This is a genomic window from Pseudomonas sp. LBUM1664, assembly GCF_059695895.1.
Window position 1 is genome coordinate 1326869 of sequence record NZ_CP166791.1, and the last position, 19698, is coordinate 1346566.

Below are 19698 nucleotides of genomic sequence, written 5' to 3' on the forward strand. Positions count from 1 at the left end.
CGACAGTTTGTTGCCCGGTTGCGACTCTCGCCACCTTGTCCAAAGGTCGCGTCGGGTGCGGGTTTCTTCGACTTTCGGCGGCTTGTGTGGGTCGGGCCTGCTGTGTATCTTGATCAACCTTTGGCCGTTTGGGCGGTCACGATCCTGTTTTCCGAGATTGGCCCCACGAGGCGAATCCGAGCGTTTACATAAAAAAATTGAGGAGCACATCGATGCGCGTCATTCTGCTGGGAGCTCCCGGGGCCGGTAAAGGTACTCAGGCAAAGTTCATCACCGAAAAATTCGGTATCCCGCAAATCTCCACCGGCGACATGCTGCGTGCCGCGGTCAAGGCTGGCACCGAGCTGGGCGTCAAGGCCAAGAGCATCATGGATGCCGGCGGCCTGGTGTCGGATGACTTGATCATCGCCCTGGTCAAGGATCGCATCGCTCAACCCGACTGCGCCAACGGCTTCCTGTTCGACGGTTTCCCGCGCACCATTCCTCAGGCCGAAGCCCTGGTGACAGCGGGCGTTGAGCTCGATCACGTCGTCGAAATCGCTGTCGACGACGAAGAGATCGTCCAGCGCATTGCCGGTCGTCGCGTCCATGAGCCGTCTGGCCGTGTCTACCACACCGTCTACAATCCGCCGAAACTCGCCGGAAAGGACGACATCACCGGTGAAGAGCTGGTGCAGCGCAAGGACGATACCGAAGAAACCGTGCGTCATCGCCTGTCGGTCTACCATTCCCAGACCAAGCCGCTGGTGGCGTTCTACCAGAATCTGTCCGCCGACAAGGGCAAGCCAAAATACAGCCACATCCCGGGCGTCGGCTCGGTCGATTCGATCACTGGCAAAGTGCTCGAAGCGCTGAGCTGAAAAGTCTGATCGCTGTATCAACTACGGCCCGCTTGCGGGCCGTAGTTGTTTATACTGGCGCACTTTTTTCCCACCTGATTTACGGATACATCGATGAGCACCTTGCTGGCCCTGGACACCGCGACTGAAGCTTGCTCCGTTGCCTTGCTGCACGACGGCAAGGTCACGAGCCATTACGAGGTGATTCCGCGCCTGCATGCCCAGAAGCTGTTGCCGATGATCCAGCAGTTGCTGAGCGATGCCGGAACCACCTTGCAGGCGGTGGATGCGATTGCCTTTGGACGCGGGCCAGGGGCGTTCACCGGGGTGCGCATCGCCGTTGGGGTGGTGCAGGGGCTGGCGTTTGCACTGGAGCGCCCGGTGTTGCCGGTTTCCAACCTGGCGGTGCTGGCCCAGCGCGCGTTGCGTGAGCACGGTGCCCGTCAGGTCGCGGCGGCCATCGATGCACGCATGGACGAGGTGTATTGGGGCTGCTACTGTGAAATCGACGGCGAGATGCGCCTGGAGGGGGCCGAAGCGGTACTGCCACCCGAAGTCGCGGCTTTGCCAGACGGGGCCGACGGCGATTGGTTTGGCGCGGGTACCGGTTGGGGATACGGCGAGCGAATTGCCGTCAACCTCAGCGGCCAGGACGCCACGATGCTGCCTCACGCCGAAGACCTGCTCGCCCTGGCACGCTTTGCCTGGGAACGCGGCGAAGCCATCCCGGCCGACAATGCGCAGCCGGTGTATCTGCGGGACAAAGTTGCGACACCCAAGGCAGAGCGGTAAAACCCGTAAGAGCGTTGCACTCGGCAGCTCCTACGTGGTGCCAGTCGTCACTTTTCCGGGGTGTTTTTAAACCTTTTTGGCTTTATGTGTTCTAGTTATCACTTGCGCGTTTGCGCGGTTGTGAAAGTGCCGCTAAATTGCCATTATCGATACCGAGCATTCTGTTATGCGTATAGACGGCGTTTCATCCCAGTCCTATCCCATCAAGCGCAGGCCTCGTGCAGGCAAAGTCGCTGCGGATGAGTCCTTCGATGATATCGATGGCGAGCTGGAATTCCCGTCTGAAGAGCAACTGGCCGCCCGCGCCGCCAAAGCTAGCGCACAACGCCTGAGCAACCTTCCCGCCCGTCAGCAAGACATGCTGTATCACCGATCCATGAGCCGCAGTGTTGCCATGGCCCTGGCCAGCTACCTGAGCACCGCCGGCTTCGTCGATTGGGATATGGAAGTGCTGGGACTCGACCTCTACATCTGATGGTGCTGCCTTACTACCTGGGCTGCCCGTCCTGGAGCGAAAACGCCTGGCGCGATTACCTTTATCCCCAGGACGCCAAAAGCTCCGACTTCCTGAATCTCTATTCTCAAGTGTTCAATGCCGTGGAGGGCAATACGACCTTCTACGCCAGCCCGTCTGCGGCCATCGTGCAGCGCTGGGCCGAGACCATGCCCGAGCACTTTCGCTTCACCGCCAAGTTTCCCGGTGACATCAGCCACAATGGCGACTTGCGTGAGTACCTGACGGCCACCGAAACCTTTGTGCAGTTGCTCAGCCCCTTGGGCCAGCGGGTTTCGCCATTCTGGCTGCAGTTATCCAAGGCCTTCACCCCCAATCGATTGCAAGAACTGACGGGTTTCATCGACGCCTTTGAACGCCCATTGGCCGTGGAAGTTCGTCACGATGAGTTCTTCGCCAAGGGCGATGCCGAACGGCGCTTGAATCGCCTGCTGCTCGACCGTGGCGTCGAACGCATTTGTCTCGACCCTCGGGCATTGTTCAGTTGCACCTCGACCGATCCTGCCGTGCTCCATGCGCAATCGAAAAAGCCCCGGGTGCCGCCCCGGCCGACGGCGTTCACCCAATGCCCGCAGGTGCGCTTCATCGGCCATCCGGTGCTGGAGGCCAACGAGCGGTTCCTGACGCCCTGGGTGGAGAAAATCGCCGGGTGGATCGAAGAAGGGCGCACGCCTTATATTTTCCTGCACACCGCCGACAACCTGCTGGCGGCAAAGCTCGCGCAGCACTTTCACAGCCGATTGATGAGCCGATTGCCTGGCTTGCCGGCCCTGCCTGAGCTATACAGAGAGCCCGCCGCCGAGCAACTGGGTTTGCTCTGAGGCCAACTCTTTCTCTGCTCAGGAGCGAATTTCATGGATGCGCAAACCCGCCGAGCCCAGGCGTTCAAGGCCCTGCATGAACGCGAAGGGGCTTTTGTCATTCCCAATCCGTGGGATGCCGGTTCCGCAAAGATGCTTGCCAGCCTCGGCTTCGAGGCGCTGGCGACCACCAGCGCCGGTCACGCTTTTTCTCTGGGGCGGCCCGACGGTGCGCTAGGGTTGGATGACACCCTGGCCAACGTTCGGGCGATCGTGGCTGCCACTGACCTGCCCGTGGCGGTGGACCTGGAGAACGGTTTTGCCGACGCCCCCGAGGATTGCGCCCGCAACCTGCTCCGTGCGGCAGAGGCCGGCGCGGTGGGTGGCTCTATCGAAGATGCCACGGGGCGCGAAGACAGCCCGATCTATTGTTTCGAGCATGCCGTGGCGCGGGTCAAAGCCGCGGCTTACGCGGTGCGCGGTTTGCCGTACCCCTTCCTGCTGACCGCCCGGGCGGAAAATTTTCTGCACGGCAATCCCGATCTGGATGACACGATTCGTCGCCTGAAGGCCTTCGCCGACGCCGGTGCCGACGTCTTGTACGCCCCGGGGCTGAGCACGGCCAAGCAAGTGCTTGCGGTGGTGCAGGCCGTGGCGCCGAAACCGGTGAACGTGCTGATGTCCGGGGCACTGGACCTGACGCTCACGCAATTGAGCGAGTTGGGCGTCAAGCGCATCAGTGTCGGCTCGGCACTGGCCCTGGCCGCGTATGGCGAGTTCTTGCGCGCCGCCGAGGAAATCCAGCAGCAGGGCACGTTCACCTTTACCCGTCGCTCGATGCCGTTCAAGCAGGCCAACCAGTTGTTCAAGGGTTGATGACCGAGGCATGGGCGTGCGGGTTCTGAAAGGTTTTACGTTACTGGTGCTGGTCGTTGGTGCCGCCCTGCTGGCGGTATGGCGCGGCTGGCTGACGCTGCCGCCACAATGGAATCCCTGGGCGCCCCTGGACGTCAACGTCCCGCCAAACCTGCTGACCCGCTACAAGCTCATGGCCCTGCGCAATGACCCGCAACTGTGCGATCAGGCCCTCGCCACCTCGGGGCTACGGGTCGCTCGCCAGGCCGACAGCAACCCCAGCGCCAACTGCCCGCTGAGCAATGTGCTGAGGGTGCAGGGCGGCGAGGTGGCGCTGAGCAGCAGTTTCCTCGCCAGTTGCCCGTTGGCGGTGGCGTTCGCGCTGTTTGAACGCCATGCGCTGCAGCCGGTGGCAGCGGCGGTCTACGGGCAGAAAGTGACGCGGGTTGAGCACCTCGGCAGTTTCGCCTGTCGCAATATGTACGGTCGTGAAAGCGGAGCGCGCAGTCAGCACGCCACGGCCAGTGCGCTGGACATCGCCGGGTTTCGCTTGGCCGATGGCCGCACGGTCAGCGTGCTCAAGGATTGGCCGAAGGACAACACCGACGGCCAATTCCTGCGGCAGGTGCGCGACGGTGCCTGCGACATGTTCAATGTGGTCTTGAGCCCGGATTACAACGCGGCGCATCGCAACCATTTCCATCTGGATGTCGGGCCATGGTGGATCTGTCGTTAGAGGTCAGGCGGCGATGCGCAGGTTCTGCAGCACAATCGGACGTGCCCAACGGGTGTCGAAGTCCAGTTGTTTCTGCTGCGCCACGAGCTCTTCCTCTGGGAAGGACGGGAAGGGCTTGTCCAACAGGTCGAGTTCGAACTCGGCAATCGGCAGGTGCAATGGACGCGGCTGCGGCGCCGGGCCGGGTTCCGGCAGCGGTTGGCCAGCGGTGAGGACGATCGGGCGGACCCAGTTGCTCTCGAAGTTCTGCTGTTTTTGCTGGGCGACGATTTCTTCCGGCGGGAAGGGTGGGAAAGGCTTGTCCAGCAGGTCGAGTTCGAATTCGGCGATTGGCAGGAACAACGGCTCAGGCGGCTTGACCGGTGTTTCTTTCACTTCGCAGGTACGCTGGCTGACGATGTGCTCCAGCAGTTCGGCGCCAAGGGTCGGCTCAACGGCTTCATCGAGGGCGACTGGCTGGTAGCTGCCAGGCGCCGGTGCGGCATCACCCAGTTGATCGGCCAGGGCCCGGGCAAAAAAATCCTGCCACAGGTGACTGACGCCGCTCAGGGCTTGGGTGTTTCGCAGGCTGTAATCGCCGTAAGGGGAGATAACGCCTATCGATGTGGATTGAATGTCTGACATTTTTCTCGGTCGACGCTCAGCTCTGGCAAAATGCCGTTCACTGTTGTTATCGGCCGTTTTTGCCGATCATTAATTTTTTGAGCGTGTTTCCCATGAGTGAGCAACCTGCGGCCTGCCGCATCCATGTCGAGGCTCTGGCCCCGGCCTTCCAGTCTCAGGCCGAACGCTGGGCCGAGCGACTTGGCCTGCCTTTGCTGGTGGACGGCGGTGAGTTTGCCTTGCAGGTCGGCGAGCAGGGGCTGCAATTGCAGCAACTGGGCCCGGATGCGCCGGGCCCGGTGCGGGTGGACTTTGTCGAGGGCGGTGCGGCCCATCGTCGGTTGTACGGCGGCGGCAGCGGTCAGATGATCGCCAAGGCTGTGGGTGTCGCCCAAGGCGTGCGTCCGCGGGTACTCGATGCCACGGCCGGCCTGGGCAAGGATGCGTTCGTGTTGGCCAGCCTGGGCTGCGACATGAGCCTGATCGAGCGCCAGCCACTGATTGGCGCATTGCTGGAGGATGGCCTGGCCCGTGGGGCGGAGGATTTTGACGTGGCGCCCATCGTGGCCCGCATGCGCCTGCTCAAGGGCAACTCCATCGAGGTGATGCGCAATTGGGAAGGCGAGCCGCCCCAGGTGATCTACCTGGACCCGATGTTTCCCCATCGTGAGAAAACGGCCTTGGTGAAGAAGGAAATGCGCCTGTTCCGGCCTTTGGTGGGCGACGACCCGGATGCCCCGGCGCTGCTGGCAGCGGCCCTGGCCCTGGCGACTCACCGGGTGGTGGTCAAGCGTCCGCGCAAGGCACCGTGCATCGAAGGGCCGAAGCCGAGCCACGGGCTTGATGGCAAATCCAGTCGGTACGACATTTATCCCAAGAAAGCGCTCAAGCCCTGATCAGTGGGAGCAAGCCTTGCTCCCACTCGCCTACCTCAGCCAGAAACGTCTATGGCTGGCTTAAGGCCGATAAGCCCGCATAAACAACCCCACCACTTCCTGCACATGGGCCTCGGCTACTTCGGGTTCCAGCGGCGCGCCGCAGCCATACAACAACCGGAAATTCGCCGCGCCCTTGATCAGGCAGAAAAAATGCTCAGCGGCGTTGCGGGGTTTGTCGATGTTCAGGGCGCCGCTCTGATTGACCTTCGCCAACAGTCGCTCCATGCCTGACAGCATCCGCTGCGGGCCGGCTTCGAAGAAAATTTTCGAGAGCTTTGGGTCTTGGCTGCCCAGGGCCATGATCACTCGGTGCAAATTCACCGATTCGTCGCTGCTGATCAGTTGATGAAAACCGCGGGCAATGTTCAACAACACGTTTTCGATCGGGACGCCGTCAGGCCATTCGAAAAAAAGTGTTGGCAGCTGTTCTTCGCACTTGGCGCTCACAGCGGCGGAGAACAGCGTTTCCTTGTCGTTGAAATGGCTATAGACCGTCAGCTTCGACACGCCCGCTTCGGTGGCGACCGCGTCCATGCTGGTGCTGGCATAGCCAAGGCGCACGAACAGGCTCTTTGCCGCGTCAAGAATGGCCTTGCGTTTGGCCAGATCCTTCGGACGACCTGGGCCGTTGGGAGGTGAAAGATTGTTCGACATTTTTCGCTTTTAATACTGGACTGGTGAGTTTGCTATTAATAACATACTCGCTAGTATAATTATTCCAAGCACCATTAGCGAAAGGTCACTCGCCATGTTCCGCTATGCCTTGTCCCTCGCCGTGCCAGTCAGCCTGGCGTTTTTATTGTCTGCGTGTGGTCAAGACGAGCCGGTACCCGTCGCCGTGCGCCCCGCCCTGGTGGTGAAACCAGAGCCAGCGACCCAGGCGATGGACAGTTACCCCGGTGAAGTGCGGGCCCGTTTCGAGCCAGACCTGGCCTTTCGCATTGGCGGCAAAGTAAGCCGACGGCTGGTTGAAGAGGGCCAGCGGGTCAAGGCCAATCAGCCGTTGGCCGAACTTGATCCTCAGGATGTGCGCCTGCAACTGGAGGCTTCCCATGCCCAGGTCGCCGCGGCCGAGGCCAACCTGAACCTGGTGCGCTCCGAGCGTGACCGTTACAAGACCTTGATGGAACGGCAGATGGTCAGCCGCTCCCAGTACGACAATGCCGAAAACCTGTACCGCTCCGGCGCCGCGCGGCTCAAGCAGATCAAGGCCGAGTTCGACGTCGCCAACAACCAGGCCAGCTACTCAGTGTTACGCGCACCCCAGGACGGCGTGGTTGCCCGGCGCTCGGTGGAAGTCGGGCAAGTGGTGTCGGCCGGGCAAACGGTGTTCACCCTTGCCACCGACGGCGAGCGTGAAGTACTGATCAGCCTGCCGGAACAGAGTTTCGGCCGGTTCAAGATCGACCAGCCGGTCTCGGTAGAACTGTGGAGCCAACCCGATCAGCGTTTCAGTGGGCGTATCCGCGAACTCTCACCGGCTGCCGACCCCAAATCCCGCACCTTCGCCGCTCGTGTCGCCTTCACCGCCGGCAGCGTCCCGGCTGAGCTGGGCCAGAGTGCCCGGGTGTTTATCCAGGTTGCCGACAAGGTGCCGCTGTCGGTGCCGTTGTCGGCCCTGGCTGCTGAGAACGGCGCGACGTATGTCTGGGTGGTCAACAGCAACAGCACCCTGAAAAAAGTCCCGGTGCGCGTCGGCGCCTTCGGCGAAAAAACCGTTCCGGTGCTTGAGGGCCTGAGCCCCGATGACTGGGTCGTGGCAGCCGGTGTGCATGTGCTCCTCGACGGCCAGCAGGTGCGGCCGGTGGACCGCTCCAACCGCGTGGTCAACTTGGCGGTCAAGGAGTAATCCCCGATGGGTTTCAATCTTTCCGAATGGGCGCTGCGTAACCGCCAGATCGTACTGTTCCTGATGCTATTGCTGGCCATCGTCGGCGCGCTTTCCTACACCAAGCTCGGCCAGAGCGAAGACCCGCCGTTCACCTTCAAGGCCATGGTCATTCGCACCAATTGGCCGGGCGCCACGGCCGAGGAGGTTTCGCGCCAGGTCACTGAACGCATTGAAAAGAAGCTGATGGAAACCGGCGATTACGAAAGAATCGTCTCGTTCTCCCGCCCGGGTGAGTCCCAGGTGACCTTCATCGCTCGCGACTCCATGCATTCGGAGCAGATTCCCGAGCTGTGGTACCAGATCCGCAAGAAGGTCAGTGATATCCGCCACACTCTGCCACCGGGCATCCAGGGGCCGTTCTTCAACGATGAGTTCGGCACCACCTTCGGTAATATCTATGCGCTGACCGGCGACGGGTTCGACTACGCCGTGCTTAAGGACTACGCCGATCGTATCCAGATCCAACTGCAACGGGTCAAGGATGTGGGCAAGGTCGAGCTGCTCGGTTTGCAGGACGAGAAGATCTGGATCGAGCTGTCGAATGTGAAGCTGGCCACCCTCGGCCTGCCCTTGGCGGCGGTCCAGCAGGCCCTGGAAGAGCAGAATGCGGTATCGACCGCAGGCTTCTTCGAAACCGCCAGCGAGCGGTTGCAGCTACGGGTTTCAGGGAATTTTCAGACAGTAGAAGAAATCCGCAATTTTCCGATCCGCGTCGCCGATCGCACTTTCCGCATCAGCGATGTGGCGGATGTGCGTCGCGGTTTCAACGATCCGCCGTCGCCACGCATGCGCTTCATGGGCGAAGACGCCATCGGCCTGGCGGTGGCAATGAAGCAGGGCGGTGACATCCTGATCCTGGGCAAGGCTCTGGAAACCGAGTTTGCCCGTCTGCAGAACAACCTTCCGGCCGGCATGCAATTGCGCAAGGTTTCGGACCAGCCAGCGGCTGTGAAGACTGGCGTCGGTGAGTTCGTTCAGGTGCTGGTGGAAGCGCTGACGATTGTGTTGCTGGTGAGCTTTTTCTCCCTGGGGCTACGGACCGGGATGGTGGTGGCCCTGGCGATTCCGCTGGTGCTGGCGATAACCTTTGCCGCGATGTATTACCTGGGGATCGGCTTGCACAAGATTTCCCTCGGCGCGTTGGTGTTGGCGCTGGGGTTGCTGGTGGATGACGCGATCATCGCGGTGGAGATGATGGCGATCAAAATGGAACAGGGCTTCGACCGGATCAAGGCGGCCAGTTATGCCTGGACCAGCACCGCGTTCCCGATGCTCACCGGTACGTTGATCACGGCGGCCGGGTTCCTGCCGATCGCCACTGCGCAGTCGGGCACCGGCGAATACACCCGTTCGATTTTCCAGGTCGTGACCCTGGCGTTGTTGGCGTCCTGGGTGGCTGCCGTGGTGTTCGTGCCGTACCTGGGGGAAAAACTCCTGCCGGACCTGGCGAAAATTCATGCGGCCAAACACGGCACCGGTGACGGCCAGCCTGATCCTTACGGCACGCCGTTTTATCAGCGTGTCCGGCGGTTGGTGGAGTGGTGTGTGCGTTGGCGCAAAACCGTCATCGTGCTGACCGTGTTGCTGTTTGTGGGCTCGCTGATGCTGTTCCGTTTTGTACCGCAGCAGTTTTTCCCGGCGTCGGGGCGGCTGGAGCTGATGGTCGACCTGAAGCTGGCCGAAGGCGCCTCGCTGAGTAACACCGCCGAGCAGGTCGAGCGCCTTGAGGCGCTGCTCAAGGGCCACGAGGGCATCGACAACTATGTGGCTTACGTCGGCACCGGTTCACCGCGCTTTTACCTGCCGCTGGATCAACAACTGCCGGCGCCAAGTTTCGCCCAGTTCGTGGTGTTGGCCAAGACCATCGAAGACCGCGAGCCCTTGCGCAATTGGCTGATCGCGACCCTGGACGAGCAATTCCCGGCCTTGCGCTCGCGGGTCACTCGCCTGGAAAACGGTCCGCCGGTTGGCTATCCGGTGCAGTTTCGCGTAACCGGTGAGCACATCGAAGAGGTCCGGGCCCTGGCGCGGAAAGTGGCGACGAAAGTTCGTGAAAATCCCTACGTGGTCAACGTGCATCTGGATTGGGAAGAACCCAGCAAGGTGGTGTACCTGAATGTCGATCAGGAGCGGGCCCGGGCCTTGGGCGTGAGTACGGCCAACCTGTCGAGCTTCCTGCAAAGCTCCCTCACTGGGTCCAGCGTCAGTCAATATCGGGAGGACGACGAACTGATCGAGATTCTGCTTCGGGGCACGGTGCATGAGCGCACCGAACTGTCGTTGCTGCCGAGCCTGGCGGTGCCCACCGATAATGGTAAAAGCGTTGCGCTGTCGCAGATCGCGACGCTGGAGTATGGCTTCGAAGAGGGCGTGATCTGGCACCGCAATCGCCAGCCGAGTGTGACCGTACGGGCCGATATCTACGGCAAGGAACAACCGGCGACCCTGGTGAAGCAGATTCTCCCGACCCTGGACCCGATTCGCGCAGAACTGCCGGACAATTATTTGCTGGAAGTGGGCGGCACGGTAGAAGACTCGGCCCGCGGCCAGAAATCAGTGATTGCGGGTGTGCCGTTGTTTATCGTGGTGGTGCTGACGTTGCTGATGCTGCAATTGCGCAGCTTCTCGCGCACCGCCATGGTGTTTCTCACGGCGCCCTTGGGGCTGATCGGTGTCACGCTGTTTCTGCTGGTATTCCGCCAGCCGTTCGGTTTTGTCGCCATGCTGGGCACCATCGCCTTGTCGGGGATGATCATGCGCAACTCGGTGATCCTAGTGGACCAGATCGAACAGGACATCAAGGCCGGGCTTGCGCCCTGGCAGGCGATTATCGAAGCGACGGTGCGGCGCTTCCGTCCGATTGTGCTCACGGCGCTGGCGGCGGTGCTGGCGATGATCCCGCTGTCGCGCAGCCTGTTCTTCGGCCCGATGGCGGTAGCGATCATGGGCGGGCTAATCGTGGCGACGGCGTTGACGCTGTTGTTCCTGCCGGCGTTGTATGCGGCGTGGTTCGGGGTCAAGAAGACCTGAACCCGATCCAGAGACCAGCACAGACCTAATGTGGGAGCGAGCAGGCTCGCTCCCACAGTGTTTTTTTGCGCTTGACTTAGAGGGTTCCGAAGACCTTCTTCGCCAGGCTGGTGGCTGCAGCTGCCGGGTTCTGGCGAATGGTGGCTTCCTGCTTGCCGATCATTTCGAACAAACCGTCCAGCGCCTGCTCGGTCACGTAGTTTTCGATGTTGGCGCTTTTGGCGTCCAGCACGCCGAAGGTCGCGGCCTGGCCGGCGAAGGCATTGTATTTCTGGGCCAGGCCGACCTTGTCGGTGGCTTGCTTGACGATGGGCAGGAACTTGGCGCGAATCTGCTCGCGGCTGCTCTTGTTCAGGTATTGCGTCGCCGAATCGTTACCGCCGCTCAGGATGCCCTTGGCGTCGTCCACGCTCATGTTCTTCACGGCATTGACCAAAATTGGCTGGGCCTGGACCACGGCGGCTTCCGCGGCCTGGTTCATGCTGGTTTCCAGCTGATCGACCTGGTCGCCCATGCCGAAGGCTTTCATCTTGCTGGCGACTTTACCGAGCTTGCCCGGCAGCTCGATCTTCACGTCCGGGTTGTTGCTGAAACCGCCGGGTGTGCCCAATTGCTTGACCGCGACCTGGGCGCCTTGGGTCAGTGCGTCCTTGAGGCCGCCAGTGGCATCCTTTTGCGAGAGGTCACTCAGAGACAGGGCCATGGCATTGGCGCAGATCAACAGGCCCGCGCACAGGCCGGAAAAACGAAGGGTGGAGCGGAGCATGGCAGCTTCCTTGAAGAGAGTTTGAAGGGAATCAGTGTGCGGCGTTGACGCGGATCTTCAACGGCTGCGGATCTTTGCCATCGAGTTGCACGATGTGTTGCTCGGTGGTGATGAACATCAACTGTCCGTCCACTTCGATGCGGGCGCTCACGGCATAACGATGGCCGGGCTTGATCTGGGCCGGATCATAACTGAGGTGGAACGGCAGCGGGACCTGGCCTTTGACCGGGCCACTCTGCTCATTGAGCACCACCGCCGGGGCATCGGCCAGGGAAACGTCCAGCAGGCTCACGTTCAAGGTGGCGGCAGGTGGCAGGGCGATGCGCTGCAGGTAAAACACTTCGCCGTCGAGGCTGGTCTGGGTGGGCGCTGAAGTCGACTGGCAAGCGCTTAACAGGGCGGCTGCGGCCAAGAAAGTTATTTTTTTCATCGGAACCTCTGAAACTTGAGCGCCGGATGAAGCCTGGCGCTTAGTGAAATCTAGCGGATTTTTGCGGTGACGTCAGCGTGGGAGCAAGGGTGTGGGAGCGAGGATTGCCCACTATACAGACGCCTCGGTTCCAGAGAGACCGCGTTATCTTCATCACGGGCAAGCCTTGCTCCCACAGGTTCAAATCTGAAAAAGAGAGGTCATGTCGGCAGAAGTTGAACATGCCCAGGTGAAACAACAAGGTGTTGACGGTATCTGTTTTCAATGCCGGTCAATGAATAGCGTTTGCCAGGCAGGACTTTGTCCGGATCATATTTCAGATAAAACGATGTGGCGGTCTGTTCATCGTGGTCAACGCGTACGAGTTCAACTTCAGGCTGCCCGGTTTCATGCAGGCTGACGGTCACGGCTTGTTCTGTCGGGATGGAAAATGGCTCTTGGACTTCAACATATAGCTGCCCGATCGGGCTCAAATGCACGGTCTGGTGGTAAGGCGCCTGATTCACGATGACGAAGTAATCCTGTTTCAGCAGCAACGGCTCCTGGTTATGGAACAGCTGGATGCGGACCCGGTACTTCACGCCGACATCGTTGTAGTGGTGCGGGAATGAAAAACTCCATCGGCCATCGACGACCGAAGGGTGCCGCCATTCTTTGACGGTGATCGGTTGCCGAGTGTTGACGATCTGGACGTCGATAACGGTTTCATTCTTACCCCCAGCTGGCGCGATAAAGTCGGGCGGTAAACTGAACGTAACAGTGACTCTTGGGGTGGATTCGTTTAACAGGTGCATTCCGATATCCCTATCGTTAATGTTTGAGTGAATGCCTATTAATTCATGAATCAACTAACCGAAAAAGGTCCTTGTTTTACGGTTAGTTATCGAAAAGTTTCAAACTTCAGGGCTGAGCGCAGTGTCCTCTGCATCTTCACTGCGATGCAATGCCACCTGGCGGATCGACAGGCGAATCTCCGCCGGCAGCACTCGCTTGGCCGCGCCTTCGGCCAGTTCGCCCAGCAGCTCGTGATAGCTTAGCTTGCCGGCGTCGTCGCGGCGCAAGACGTCCAGGTCCAGCAGGGTCTGGATGAAGTGGCGGAACAGGCTCTTGTCGAAGAACTCCGGGGCGTTCAAGCCATGCAGGATCGACAGGCGCTGGGCCATGACGGTGCAGAGGTCTTCCAGTTCTTCGGCGCTGATGCTGTTCTGGCCGCTGTTGAGCAGCAGCGAGACGGTCATGTAGAAGCGCTGCAAGGTCTGGGCGATGCTCTTGGACAGCAGGGTCAACAGCACGAAGTGCCGAGAGCTTGGGGCCGGGCGCAGGTACAGGTCATTTTCGAAACGCAGCAGGCCCTGTTCGACGAACGCTTCGAGCCACTGGTCGACCACCGCGTCCAGTTCTTCCAGTGACCAGCGGATGAACAGCTCCGATTGCAGATACGGGTAGAGGGCGCGGGTGTAGCGCAGGATCTGCTCGCGGCTCATGCGCGAGGTGCTTTGGAAGAAGCTCGCCAGCAACGCCGGCAGGGCGAAGATGTGCAGCACATTGTTGCGGTAGTAGGTCATCAGCACCGCATTCTGCTCATCCAGATACAGAATCTTGCCCAGGGCATCGCTCTGTTCAGACAACAGGTCCATGCCTTTTACGTGCTCAATCAGCGCTCGGCCATCGCCTTCGGGCAGCGTGGTGTGGGGCGAGTATGGCACTTTGCGCAGCAACGCCAGGTACAGGTCCAGCACCCGGGCCATCGCTTGGTCGTCCAGGGCCAGGCGGCTGGTGGACAGCAGCGCCAGGGCCACGAGGTTGACCGGGTTGATGGCGGCGGCTTCGTTCAGGTGCCGGGCCACACGTTCGCCGAGGCGGTTGGTGGTCGCGTTGAGCCAGGCCGGTTTGAATTGCGGGCCCAGTTCCTGCTGGCGCCAGCCAGGCTGTTCGCTGTCGAGGAACTCCGCCAGCTTGATCGGCTCGCCGAAATTCACCGCTACTTGGCCGAAGCGCTGCTTGAGGGCGCCGATGACCTTGAAGATGTCGAAGATCGACTCTTTCTTCTTGCTGGCCCCGCGCAACTCGCCCAGGTAAGTGCGACCTTCCAGCACCCGCTCATAGCCGATGTAGACCGGCACGAACACGATGGGCATGCGCGATGAGCGCAGGAAGCTGCGCAGGGTGATGGCGAGCATGCCGGTCTTGGGTTGCAGCATGCGCCCGGTGCGCGAGCGTCCGCCCTCGACGAAGTACTCCACCGGGAAGCCTTTGGTAAACAGCGTGTGCAGGTATTCGTTGAACACGGCGCTGTAGAGCGGGTTGCCCTTGAAGGTGCGGCGCATGAAGAACGCCCCGCCGCGCCGCAACAGGCCGCCGATCACCGGCATGTTGAGGTTGATGCCGGCGGCGATGTGCGGTGGGGTCAGGCCGTTGCGAAACAGCAGGTACGACAGCAGCAGGTAGTCGATATGGCTGCGATGGCACGGCACGTAGATGACTTCGTGGCCCTGGGCGACGTTCTGCACGCCTTCGATGTGGTTGACCTTGATGCCGTCGTAGATTTTGTTCCAGAACCAGCTCAGCACCACTTCCAGAAAGCGGATCGCGGTGTAGGTGTAGTCCGAGGCGATTTCGTTGCCATAGCGCAGGGCCTGGGCCTTGGCTTTTTCCGGGGAGATCTTTTCCCGCTCGGCTTCGTCGGCAATTGCCTGCTTGACCAGCGGCTGGTTCAGCAGACCCTTGACCAGGTTGCGTCGGTGTGAAATGTCGGGGCCGATGACTGCCGCTTTCAGATTGCGGAAGTGCACCCGAAGGATCCGCTGGGCCATGCGCACGGTGCGTTCGTGACCCTTGTTGTGCTCGATCAGTTCGCGTAGATGAATCGGCGCGGAGAACTGCACGCGGGTCTTGCGCCCCAGGATCATGATGCTCAGCAAGCGGCGCAGGCGCCCGGTGACGGCCCAGCTGTCGGCGAACAAGAGCTTCCACGGGCTGGATTCGCTGTCGGGCGACTGCCCCCAGAACACGCTGACCGGAATGATCTGCGCGTCTTCGGCGGCGTTCTGGGTCAGGGCGCTGACCAGCCGTGTCAGGGCGGGCGGCGCACCGCGTTTGTCCTGGCGTCCGAGCCAGTCCGGCGCCGGTGTCAGGTAGAAAAACGCCGCCGGTTCCAGCAGGTTGCCCACCGAGACCGGCAGTATCGGACGGGGTAGGCCGGCTTTGGTGCACTCGGTATCGAGCACGGCCAGGTCGGTGAGCGAAGGATCTTGCAGAACGTAGAACACCGGACGACTGCGGTCGAGGTTGAGGGTGAAGGACGACTGGTTGATCGTCTCGGAGCGAACCCAGAGGTACAACAGTCGGCGCAGGGTGCCAAACACAAGACGGCGGAACGGGGAGCGGGTCATACGGCTTCTGCATGAGTGGATAAAACCGAGCGGTTGCTCGAGTTCGCTAGTGTGCCGGATTCATCGAAAATCGGCAAAAAAGCGCCGAAGTAAAGTCAGTTGAGAGTTTTTCCGTGTGTCATATACTCGGCCTGTTGCTGCCCCCAGCCTCCCTATGGACGGCCGGACGGTGGCGAAAGCTCGTACGGCTTTCCATCGAAAAGCCGACTTAAAAACAAGAATGGGAGTGAGCATCATGGCTGCACGGGAAACCGGCAATGTGAAGTGGTTCAACGACGCCAAAGGCTACGGTTTTATACAGCGTGAAGGCGGGGCGGATGTATTCGTGCACTATCGCGCGATCCGCGGTGATGGCCACCGTTCGCTGACCGAAGGCCAGAAGGTCGAATACGCGGTCGTGGAAGGGCAGAAGGGCTTGCAGGCTGAGGATGTGGTGGGGTTGTAACCTGCATTCACTGGCTACACAAAAACCAGTGTGGGAGCGAGCAGGCTCGCTCCCACATGGATTCTGCTTTTACCTTTATATCTGCGGCAGGCCCTCAGATGTCACGCCGTCTTCCAGGTAATCTCTTCTTCCCCATCGGCGCTGATGCGCATCCAGCGATCGGCCAATTCCTCACCTTCTTCTTCCACCCACGATCCCGGCGCGCAGCGCACTTCGACATTCAGCGCGGTGAAGGCTGCGCGGGCGCAGGCGATGTCGTCTTCCCATGGGGTCTGGTCGCTTTCCAGGTATAGGCTGTTCCATTTGCCCACGGCCTTGGGCAGCCAGGTCACTGGGATGTCGCCGGCCTTGCACTTGTAGGTCTGGCCTCTCTGGACCCATTCGCTGCACGGGCCGAGGGCCTGGCCGAGCCAGGCGGCGATGGCCTTGTGGTCGACGTCGGTGTCTTTGAGATAAATCTCGATATCGGGTTGGCGCATGGATGTCCTCACTGCGGTCTTTAAAAAATCCATTCGCGGATTTAACGGGCCCCGGGCGGTTGCCCGGGGCTCGGGATCAAAAGGTTATTGAAGAACGAAATAATCGTAGCGCATCGACACGGTGACCTCGAATGGCTCGGCCTGCTCGATCACGCTGGTGCGGTGTTCGGCACTGGCGCGCCAGCCGTGAGGCGTCATTGCCAGCAGATTGGCGCGGTCCTGGCCGCTGACCAGCGTCAGCTTGAACTCGAGGGTTTCGCTGTGATCCAGCGTCATGCCTGACGGCACCAGGGCCAGGTGCTTGTCATCGGTGTACTCGCGTACTTCGTCGTATAGGCGTTCGCGCAATTCCATCAGATGGCCGCTGGTCGGGCCGACCTTCATCAGGCCGCCACCGGGGCTGAGCAGGCGTTTGGCCTCCTGCCAGTCCAGCGGGCTGAACACGCTGGCCAGGAACTGGCAGCAGCCGTCCGCCAGCGGCACCCGAGCCATGCTGGCGATCAACCAGGTCAGCTGTGGGTTGCGTTTGCAGGCGCGTTTGACCGCCTCGCGGGAGATGTCCAGGGCATAGCCATCGGCATCGGGCAGGGCGTCGGCGATCTGTGCGGTGTAATAGCCTTCGCCACAGCCGATGTCCAACCAGCGCCCGGGCGCGCGTTCGGCGGCAAGTTCGGCCAGGCGACGGGCGACGGGGGCGTAATGCCCTGCGTTGAGAAAATCGCGACGGGCTTCGACCATGGCCAGGTTGTCGCCGGGGTCGCGGCTGTTCTTGTGCTGCACCGGTAGGAGGTTCAGGTAACCCTGCCGCGCGCGGTCAAAACGGTGCCCGGCGGGGCACACCACGCCGTTGTCCACCGCGTTCAGCGGTTCACTGCAGATTGGACAGGCGAGCATCAGGCGAGCAACTTGATCAGCGTCTTGTAGTAGATCTCGGTCAGCACGTCGAGATCGGCTGCCAGCACGCGTTCGTTGACCTGGTGGATGGTCGCGTTGACCGGCCCCAGTTCCACCACTTGCGTGCCCATGGTGGCAATGAAACGACCATCGGAAGTGCCACCGCTGGTGGATGCCTTGGTTTGGCGACCGGTGATGTCTTTGATGCTCGAAGACACGGCGTCCAGCAGCGCACCTGGCTCGGTCAGGAACGGCAGGCCGGACAGCGCCCAATCGATGTGCCAGTCCAGCTGATGCTTGTCGAGGATGTCGGCGACGCGCTGTTGCAGGCCTTCGACGGTGGACTCGGTGGAGAAGCGGAAGTTGAACACCGCCACCAGGTCACCGGGGATCACGTTGGTCGCGCCGGTGCCGGAGTTGAGGTTGGAGATCTGGAAACTGGTGGGCGGGAAGAAGTCGTTGCCGTGATCCCAATGTTCGGCGGCCAGCTCTGCCAAGGCTGGAGCAGCCAGGTGAATCGGGTTCTTCGCCAGGTGCGGATAGGCCACGTGGCCTTGCTTGCCTCGCACAGTGAGTTTCGCGCCGAGGGAGCCGCGACGGCCGTTCTTGACCACGTCACCCACCAGGGTGGTGCTCGACGGCTCGCCGACGATGCACCAGTCCAGCCGCTCCTGACGGGCCTTGAGGCGCTCGACCACCGCTTTGGTGCCGTGGTGGGCCGGGCCTTCTTCATCGCTGGTGATCAGGAAGGTCACCGAGCCCTTGTGGTCCGGGTAGTCGGCGACGAACCGTTCTGCCGCCACCACCATCGCCGCCAGGCTGCCTTTCATGTCCGCTGCGCCACGGCCACAGAGCATGCCGTGTTCATCGATGACCGCATCGAACGGGTCGAGCTGCCAAGCCTGCACCGGGCCGGTAGGCACCACGTCGGTGTGTCCGGCGAAGCACAGCACCGGGCCGTCATGCTTGCCGTGGCTGGCCCAGAAGTTATCCACATCCTCGATGCGCATTGGCTCGAGCTTGAAGCCCGCGTTACCCAGGCGCTGCATCATCAATTTCTGGCAATCGGCATCCACCGGCGTCACGGACGGACGGCGGATCAGGTCGCAGGCGAGTTGCAGGGTCGGCGAGAGGTCGGCGTGGGCCGTCATGGAAAACTCCGAAAACATGGAATAAAGGCGAGACTCGTGTGGGAGCGGGCTTGCTCGCGAAGGCGGTGTGTCAGGCAATACTTTCGCTACTGACACACCGCCTTCGCGAGCAAGCCCGCTCCCACAGGTCCTGAGTTCGGCCGTTGGATTATGCTTGGCCAAGGCTCACAAAATGGCGGTTATCTTATAGCAAAACGATTCTCTTTGGCCTCCGTTTAGCGCAGCCGCGGGCTCATTGGTGCGACTCTGGTCGCGACCGGTCGCCCGATGCTCGAATTACCACGACAAAGCCCTATAATGCGCGCCGGTTTTTGGGGTAATGGTCATGAGTACAGAAGATCCACGGTTTGCCGGCATCGCCCGTCTATATGGTATCGAAGGCCTGGAGCGCCTGCGGGCGGCCCATGTGGCGATTGTCGGGGTGGGCGGCGTGGGTTCCTGGGCGGCGGAAGCCATTGCCCGTTGCGGCGTGGGTGAGATTTCGCTGTTTGACCTGGACGATGTCTGCGTCAGTAATGCCAACCGGCAGTTACATGCCCTGGACAGCACCGTCGGCAAGCCCAAGGTCGAGGTGATGGCCGAGCGCTTGCGTGGGATTAACCCCGACTGCACGGTGCATGCCGTAGCCGATTTCGTCACCCGCGACACCATGGCCGAATACATCACGCCGAACATCGACTGCGTGATCGACTGCATCGACAGCGTCAACGCCAAGGCTGCGCTGATCGCCTGGTGCAAGCGCCGTAAGATCCAGATCATCACCACCGGTGGCGCGGGCGGGCAGATCGACCCGACGCTGATCCAGGTCTGCGACCTGAACCGCACCTTCAACGATCCGTTGGCCTCGAAGGTGCGTTCTACCCTGCGCCGCGATTACGGCTTTTCCCGCACCGTGACTCGCCACTACAGCGTGCCTTGCGTGTTCTCCACCGAACAGCTGCGCTACCCGAAACCGGACGGCAGTATTTGCTTGCAGAAAAGTTTTGTCGGCGATGGCGTGAAGCTCGACTGCGCCGGCGGGTTCGGCGCGGTGATGATGGTGACGGCAACGTTCGGCATGGTTGCAGCGACCAAGGCTGTGGATAAAATTGTGGCGGGTGTGCGGCGGCCGGCTGACAGGGTTAAGCCCGGACAGTGATCGCT

The 19698-nt window shown here is 61.1% G+C and carries 20 protein-coding genes; 11 read left to right on the forward strand and 9 right to left on the reverse strand.

Features of this window, described 5'->3' with window-relative positions; genetic code table 11:
* The first annotated feature begins 212 nt into the window (after nucleotides 1–212).
* The 6 genes from adk to ACA047_RS06250 all read left to right on the forward strand — a co-directional run bounded on the left by adk (nucleotide 213) and on the right by ACA047_RS06250 (nucleotide 4536).
* Complete coding sequence (adk, locus tag ACA047_RS06225) at nucleotides 213–860, forward strand: adenylate kinase (protein WP_497357640.1); 648 nt, start codon at nucleotides 213–215, stop codon at nucleotides 858–860.
* Nucleotides 861–953: 93 nt separating this feature from the next.
* On the forward strand, nucleotides 954–1631 hold the full coding sequence (tsaB, locus tag ACA047_RS06230) for a tRNA (adenosine(37)-N6)-threonylcarbamoyltransferase complex dimerization subunit type 1 TsaB (RefSeq protein WP_497357642.1): 678 nt from the start codon (nucleotides 954–956) through the stop codon (nucleotides 1629–1631).
* A 166-nt stretch (nucleotides 1632–1797) separates the two neighbouring features.
* Entirely contained in the window at nucleotides 1798–2106 is a 309-nt protein-coding gene (locus ACA047_RS06235) for a hypothetical protein (RefSeq protein WP_497357644.1), read from the forward strand.
* Entirely contained in the window at nucleotides 2106–2966 is an 861-nt protein-coding gene (locus ACA047_RS06240) for a DUF72 domain-containing protein (RefSeq protein WP_497357646.1), read from the forward strand. The genes ACA047_RS06235 and ACA047_RS06240 overlap by 1 nt, the downstream gene beginning before the upstream one ends.
* 33 nt (nucleotides 2967–2999) lie before the next feature.
* Nucleotides 3000–3821 carry an isocitrate lyase/PEP mutase family protein gene (locus ACA047_RS06245; RefSeq protein ID WP_497357648.1) on the forward strand — a complete coding sequence of 274 codons (822 nt, stop codon included), beginning with the start codon at nucleotides 3000–3002 and terminating at the stop codon, nucleotides 3819–3821.
* Between the two features lie 10 nt (nucleotides 3822–3831).
* Nucleotides 3832–4536, forward strand: a complete 705-nt coding sequence (locus tag ACA047_RS06250) for an extensin-like domain-containing protein (protein WP_497357650.1) — start codon at nucleotides 3832–3834, stop codon at nucleotides 4534–4536.
* A 3-nt stretch (nucleotides 4537–4539) separates the two neighbouring features.
* Here the strand turns inward: ACA047_RS06250 and ACA047_RS06255 are convergent, their stop codons facing one another.
* Nucleotides 4540–5160, reverse strand: coding sequence for an energy transducer TonB (locus ACA047_RS06255; RefSeq protein ID WP_497357652.1), 621 nt, complete (start codon nucleotides 5158–5160; stop codon nucleotides 4540–4542).
* A gap of 92 nt (nucleotides 5161–5252) precedes the next feature.
* On the opposite strand from ACA047_RS06255, the gene ACA047_RS06260 reads away from it, so the two are divergent.
* Nucleotides 5253–6035 carry a class I SAM-dependent methyltransferase gene (locus ACA047_RS06260; RefSeq protein WP_497357654.1) on the forward strand — a complete coding sequence of 261 codons (783 nt, stop codon included), beginning with the start codon at nucleotides 5253–5255 and terminating at the stop codon, nucleotides 6033–6035.
* Between the two features lie 60 nt (nucleotides 6036–6095).
* Here the strand turns inward: ACA047_RS06260 and ACA047_RS06265 are convergent, their stop codons facing one another.
* Nucleotides 6096–6731, reverse strand: a complete 636-nt coding sequence (locus ACA047_RS06265) for a TetR/AcrR family transcriptional regulator (RefSeq protein ID WP_497357655.1) — start codon at nucleotides 6729–6731, stop codon at nucleotides 6096–6098.
* Nucleotides 6732–6825: 94 nt separating this feature from the next.
* On the opposite strand from ACA047_RS06265, the gene ACA047_RS06270 reads away from it, so the two are divergent.
* Entirely contained in the window at nucleotides 6826–7926 is a 1101-nt protein-coding gene (locus ACA047_RS06270; RefSeq protein WP_497357656.1) for an efflux RND transporter periplasmic adaptor subunit, read from the forward strand.
* A gap of 6 nt (nucleotides 7927–7932) precedes the next feature.
* A complete protein-coding gene (locus tag ACA047_RS06275) occupies nucleotides 7933–10998 on the forward strand; it encodes an efflux RND transporter permease subunit (protein WP_497357657.1) in 3066 nt (1021 codons plus the stop codon).
* Nucleotides 10999–11074: 76 nt separating this feature from the next.
* On the opposite strand, the gene ACA047_RS06280 is transcribed toward ACA047_RS06275, so the two are convergent.
* The 4 genes from ACA047_RS06280 to plsB all read right to left on the reverse strand — a co-directional run bounded on the left by ACA047_RS06280 (nucleotide 11075) and on the right by plsB (nucleotide 15586).
* On the reverse strand, nucleotides 11075–11764 hold the full coding sequence (locus tag ACA047_RS06280) for a DUF4197 domain-containing protein (protein WP_497357659.1): 690 nt from the start codon (nucleotides 11762–11764) through the stop codon (nucleotides 11075–11077).
* Nucleotides 11765–11795: 31 nt separating this feature from the next.
* A complete protein-coding gene (locus ACA047_RS06285) occupies nucleotides 11796–12194 on the reverse strand; it encodes a YbaY family lipoprotein (protein WP_497357661.1) in 399 nt (132 codons plus the stop codon).
* Nucleotides 12195–12394: 200 nt separating this feature from the next.
* Nucleotides 12395–12988, reverse strand: a complete 594-nt coding sequence (locus ACA047_RS06290; protein ID WP_497357663.1) for a hypothetical protein — start codon at nucleotides 12986–12988, stop codon at nucleotides 12395–12397.
* A gap of 99 nt (nucleotides 12989–13087) precedes the next feature.
* On the reverse strand, nucleotides 13088–15586 hold the full coding sequence (gene plsB / locus ACA047_RS06295) for a glycerol-3-phosphate 1-O-acyltransferase PlsB (RefSeq protein WP_497357664.1): 2499 nt from the start codon (nucleotides 15584–15586) through the stop codon (nucleotides 13088–13090).
* A gap of 235 nt (nucleotides 15587–15821) precedes the next feature.
* Between plsB and ACA047_RS06300 the strand changes: the two genes are divergently transcribed.
* Complete coding sequence (locus tag ACA047_RS06300) at nucleotides 15822–16031, forward strand: cold shock domain-containing protein (RefSeq protein ID WP_497357665.1); 210 nt, start codon at nucleotides 15822–15824, stop codon at nucleotides 16029–16031.
* Between the two features lie 101 nt (nucleotides 16032–16132).
* On the opposite strand, the gene ACA047_RS06305 is transcribed toward ACA047_RS06300, so the two are convergent.
* The 3 genes from ACA047_RS06305 to dapE form a co-directional block, all read right to left on the reverse strand.
* Nucleotides 16133–16510, reverse strand: a complete 378-nt coding sequence (locus ACA047_RS06305; RefSeq protein WP_497357666.1) for a hypothetical protein — start codon at nucleotides 16508–16510, stop codon at nucleotides 16133–16135.
* A gap of 84 nt (nucleotides 16511–16594) precedes the next feature.
* Nucleotides 16595–17404 carry a putative RNA methyltransferase gene (locus ACA047_RS06310; RefSeq protein ID WP_497357668.1) on the reverse strand — a complete coding sequence of 270 codons (810 nt, stop codon included), beginning with the start codon at nucleotides 17402–17404 and terminating at the stop codon, nucleotides 16595–16597.
* Nucleotides 17404–18555, reverse strand: coding sequence for a succinyl-diaminopimelate desuccinylase (gene dapE / locus ACA047_RS06315; RefSeq protein WP_497357670.1), 1152 nt, complete (start codon nucleotides 18553–18555; stop codon nucleotides 17404–17406). Before dapE ends, ACA047_RS06310 begins: the two co-directional genes overlap by 1 nt.
* Nucleotides 18556–18874: 319 nt before the next feature.
* Between dapE and tcdA the strand changes: the two genes are divergently transcribed.
* Nucleotides 18875–19693 (forward strand): tRNA cyclic N6-threonylcarbamoyladenosine(37) synthase TcdA, encoded by an 819-nt coding sequence (tcdA, locus tag ACA047_RS06320; protein WP_030139502.1) that lies wholly within the window; start codon nucleotides 18875–18877, stop codon nucleotides 19691–19693.
* The last annotated feature ends 5 nt before the right edge of the window (nucleotides 19694–19698 follow it).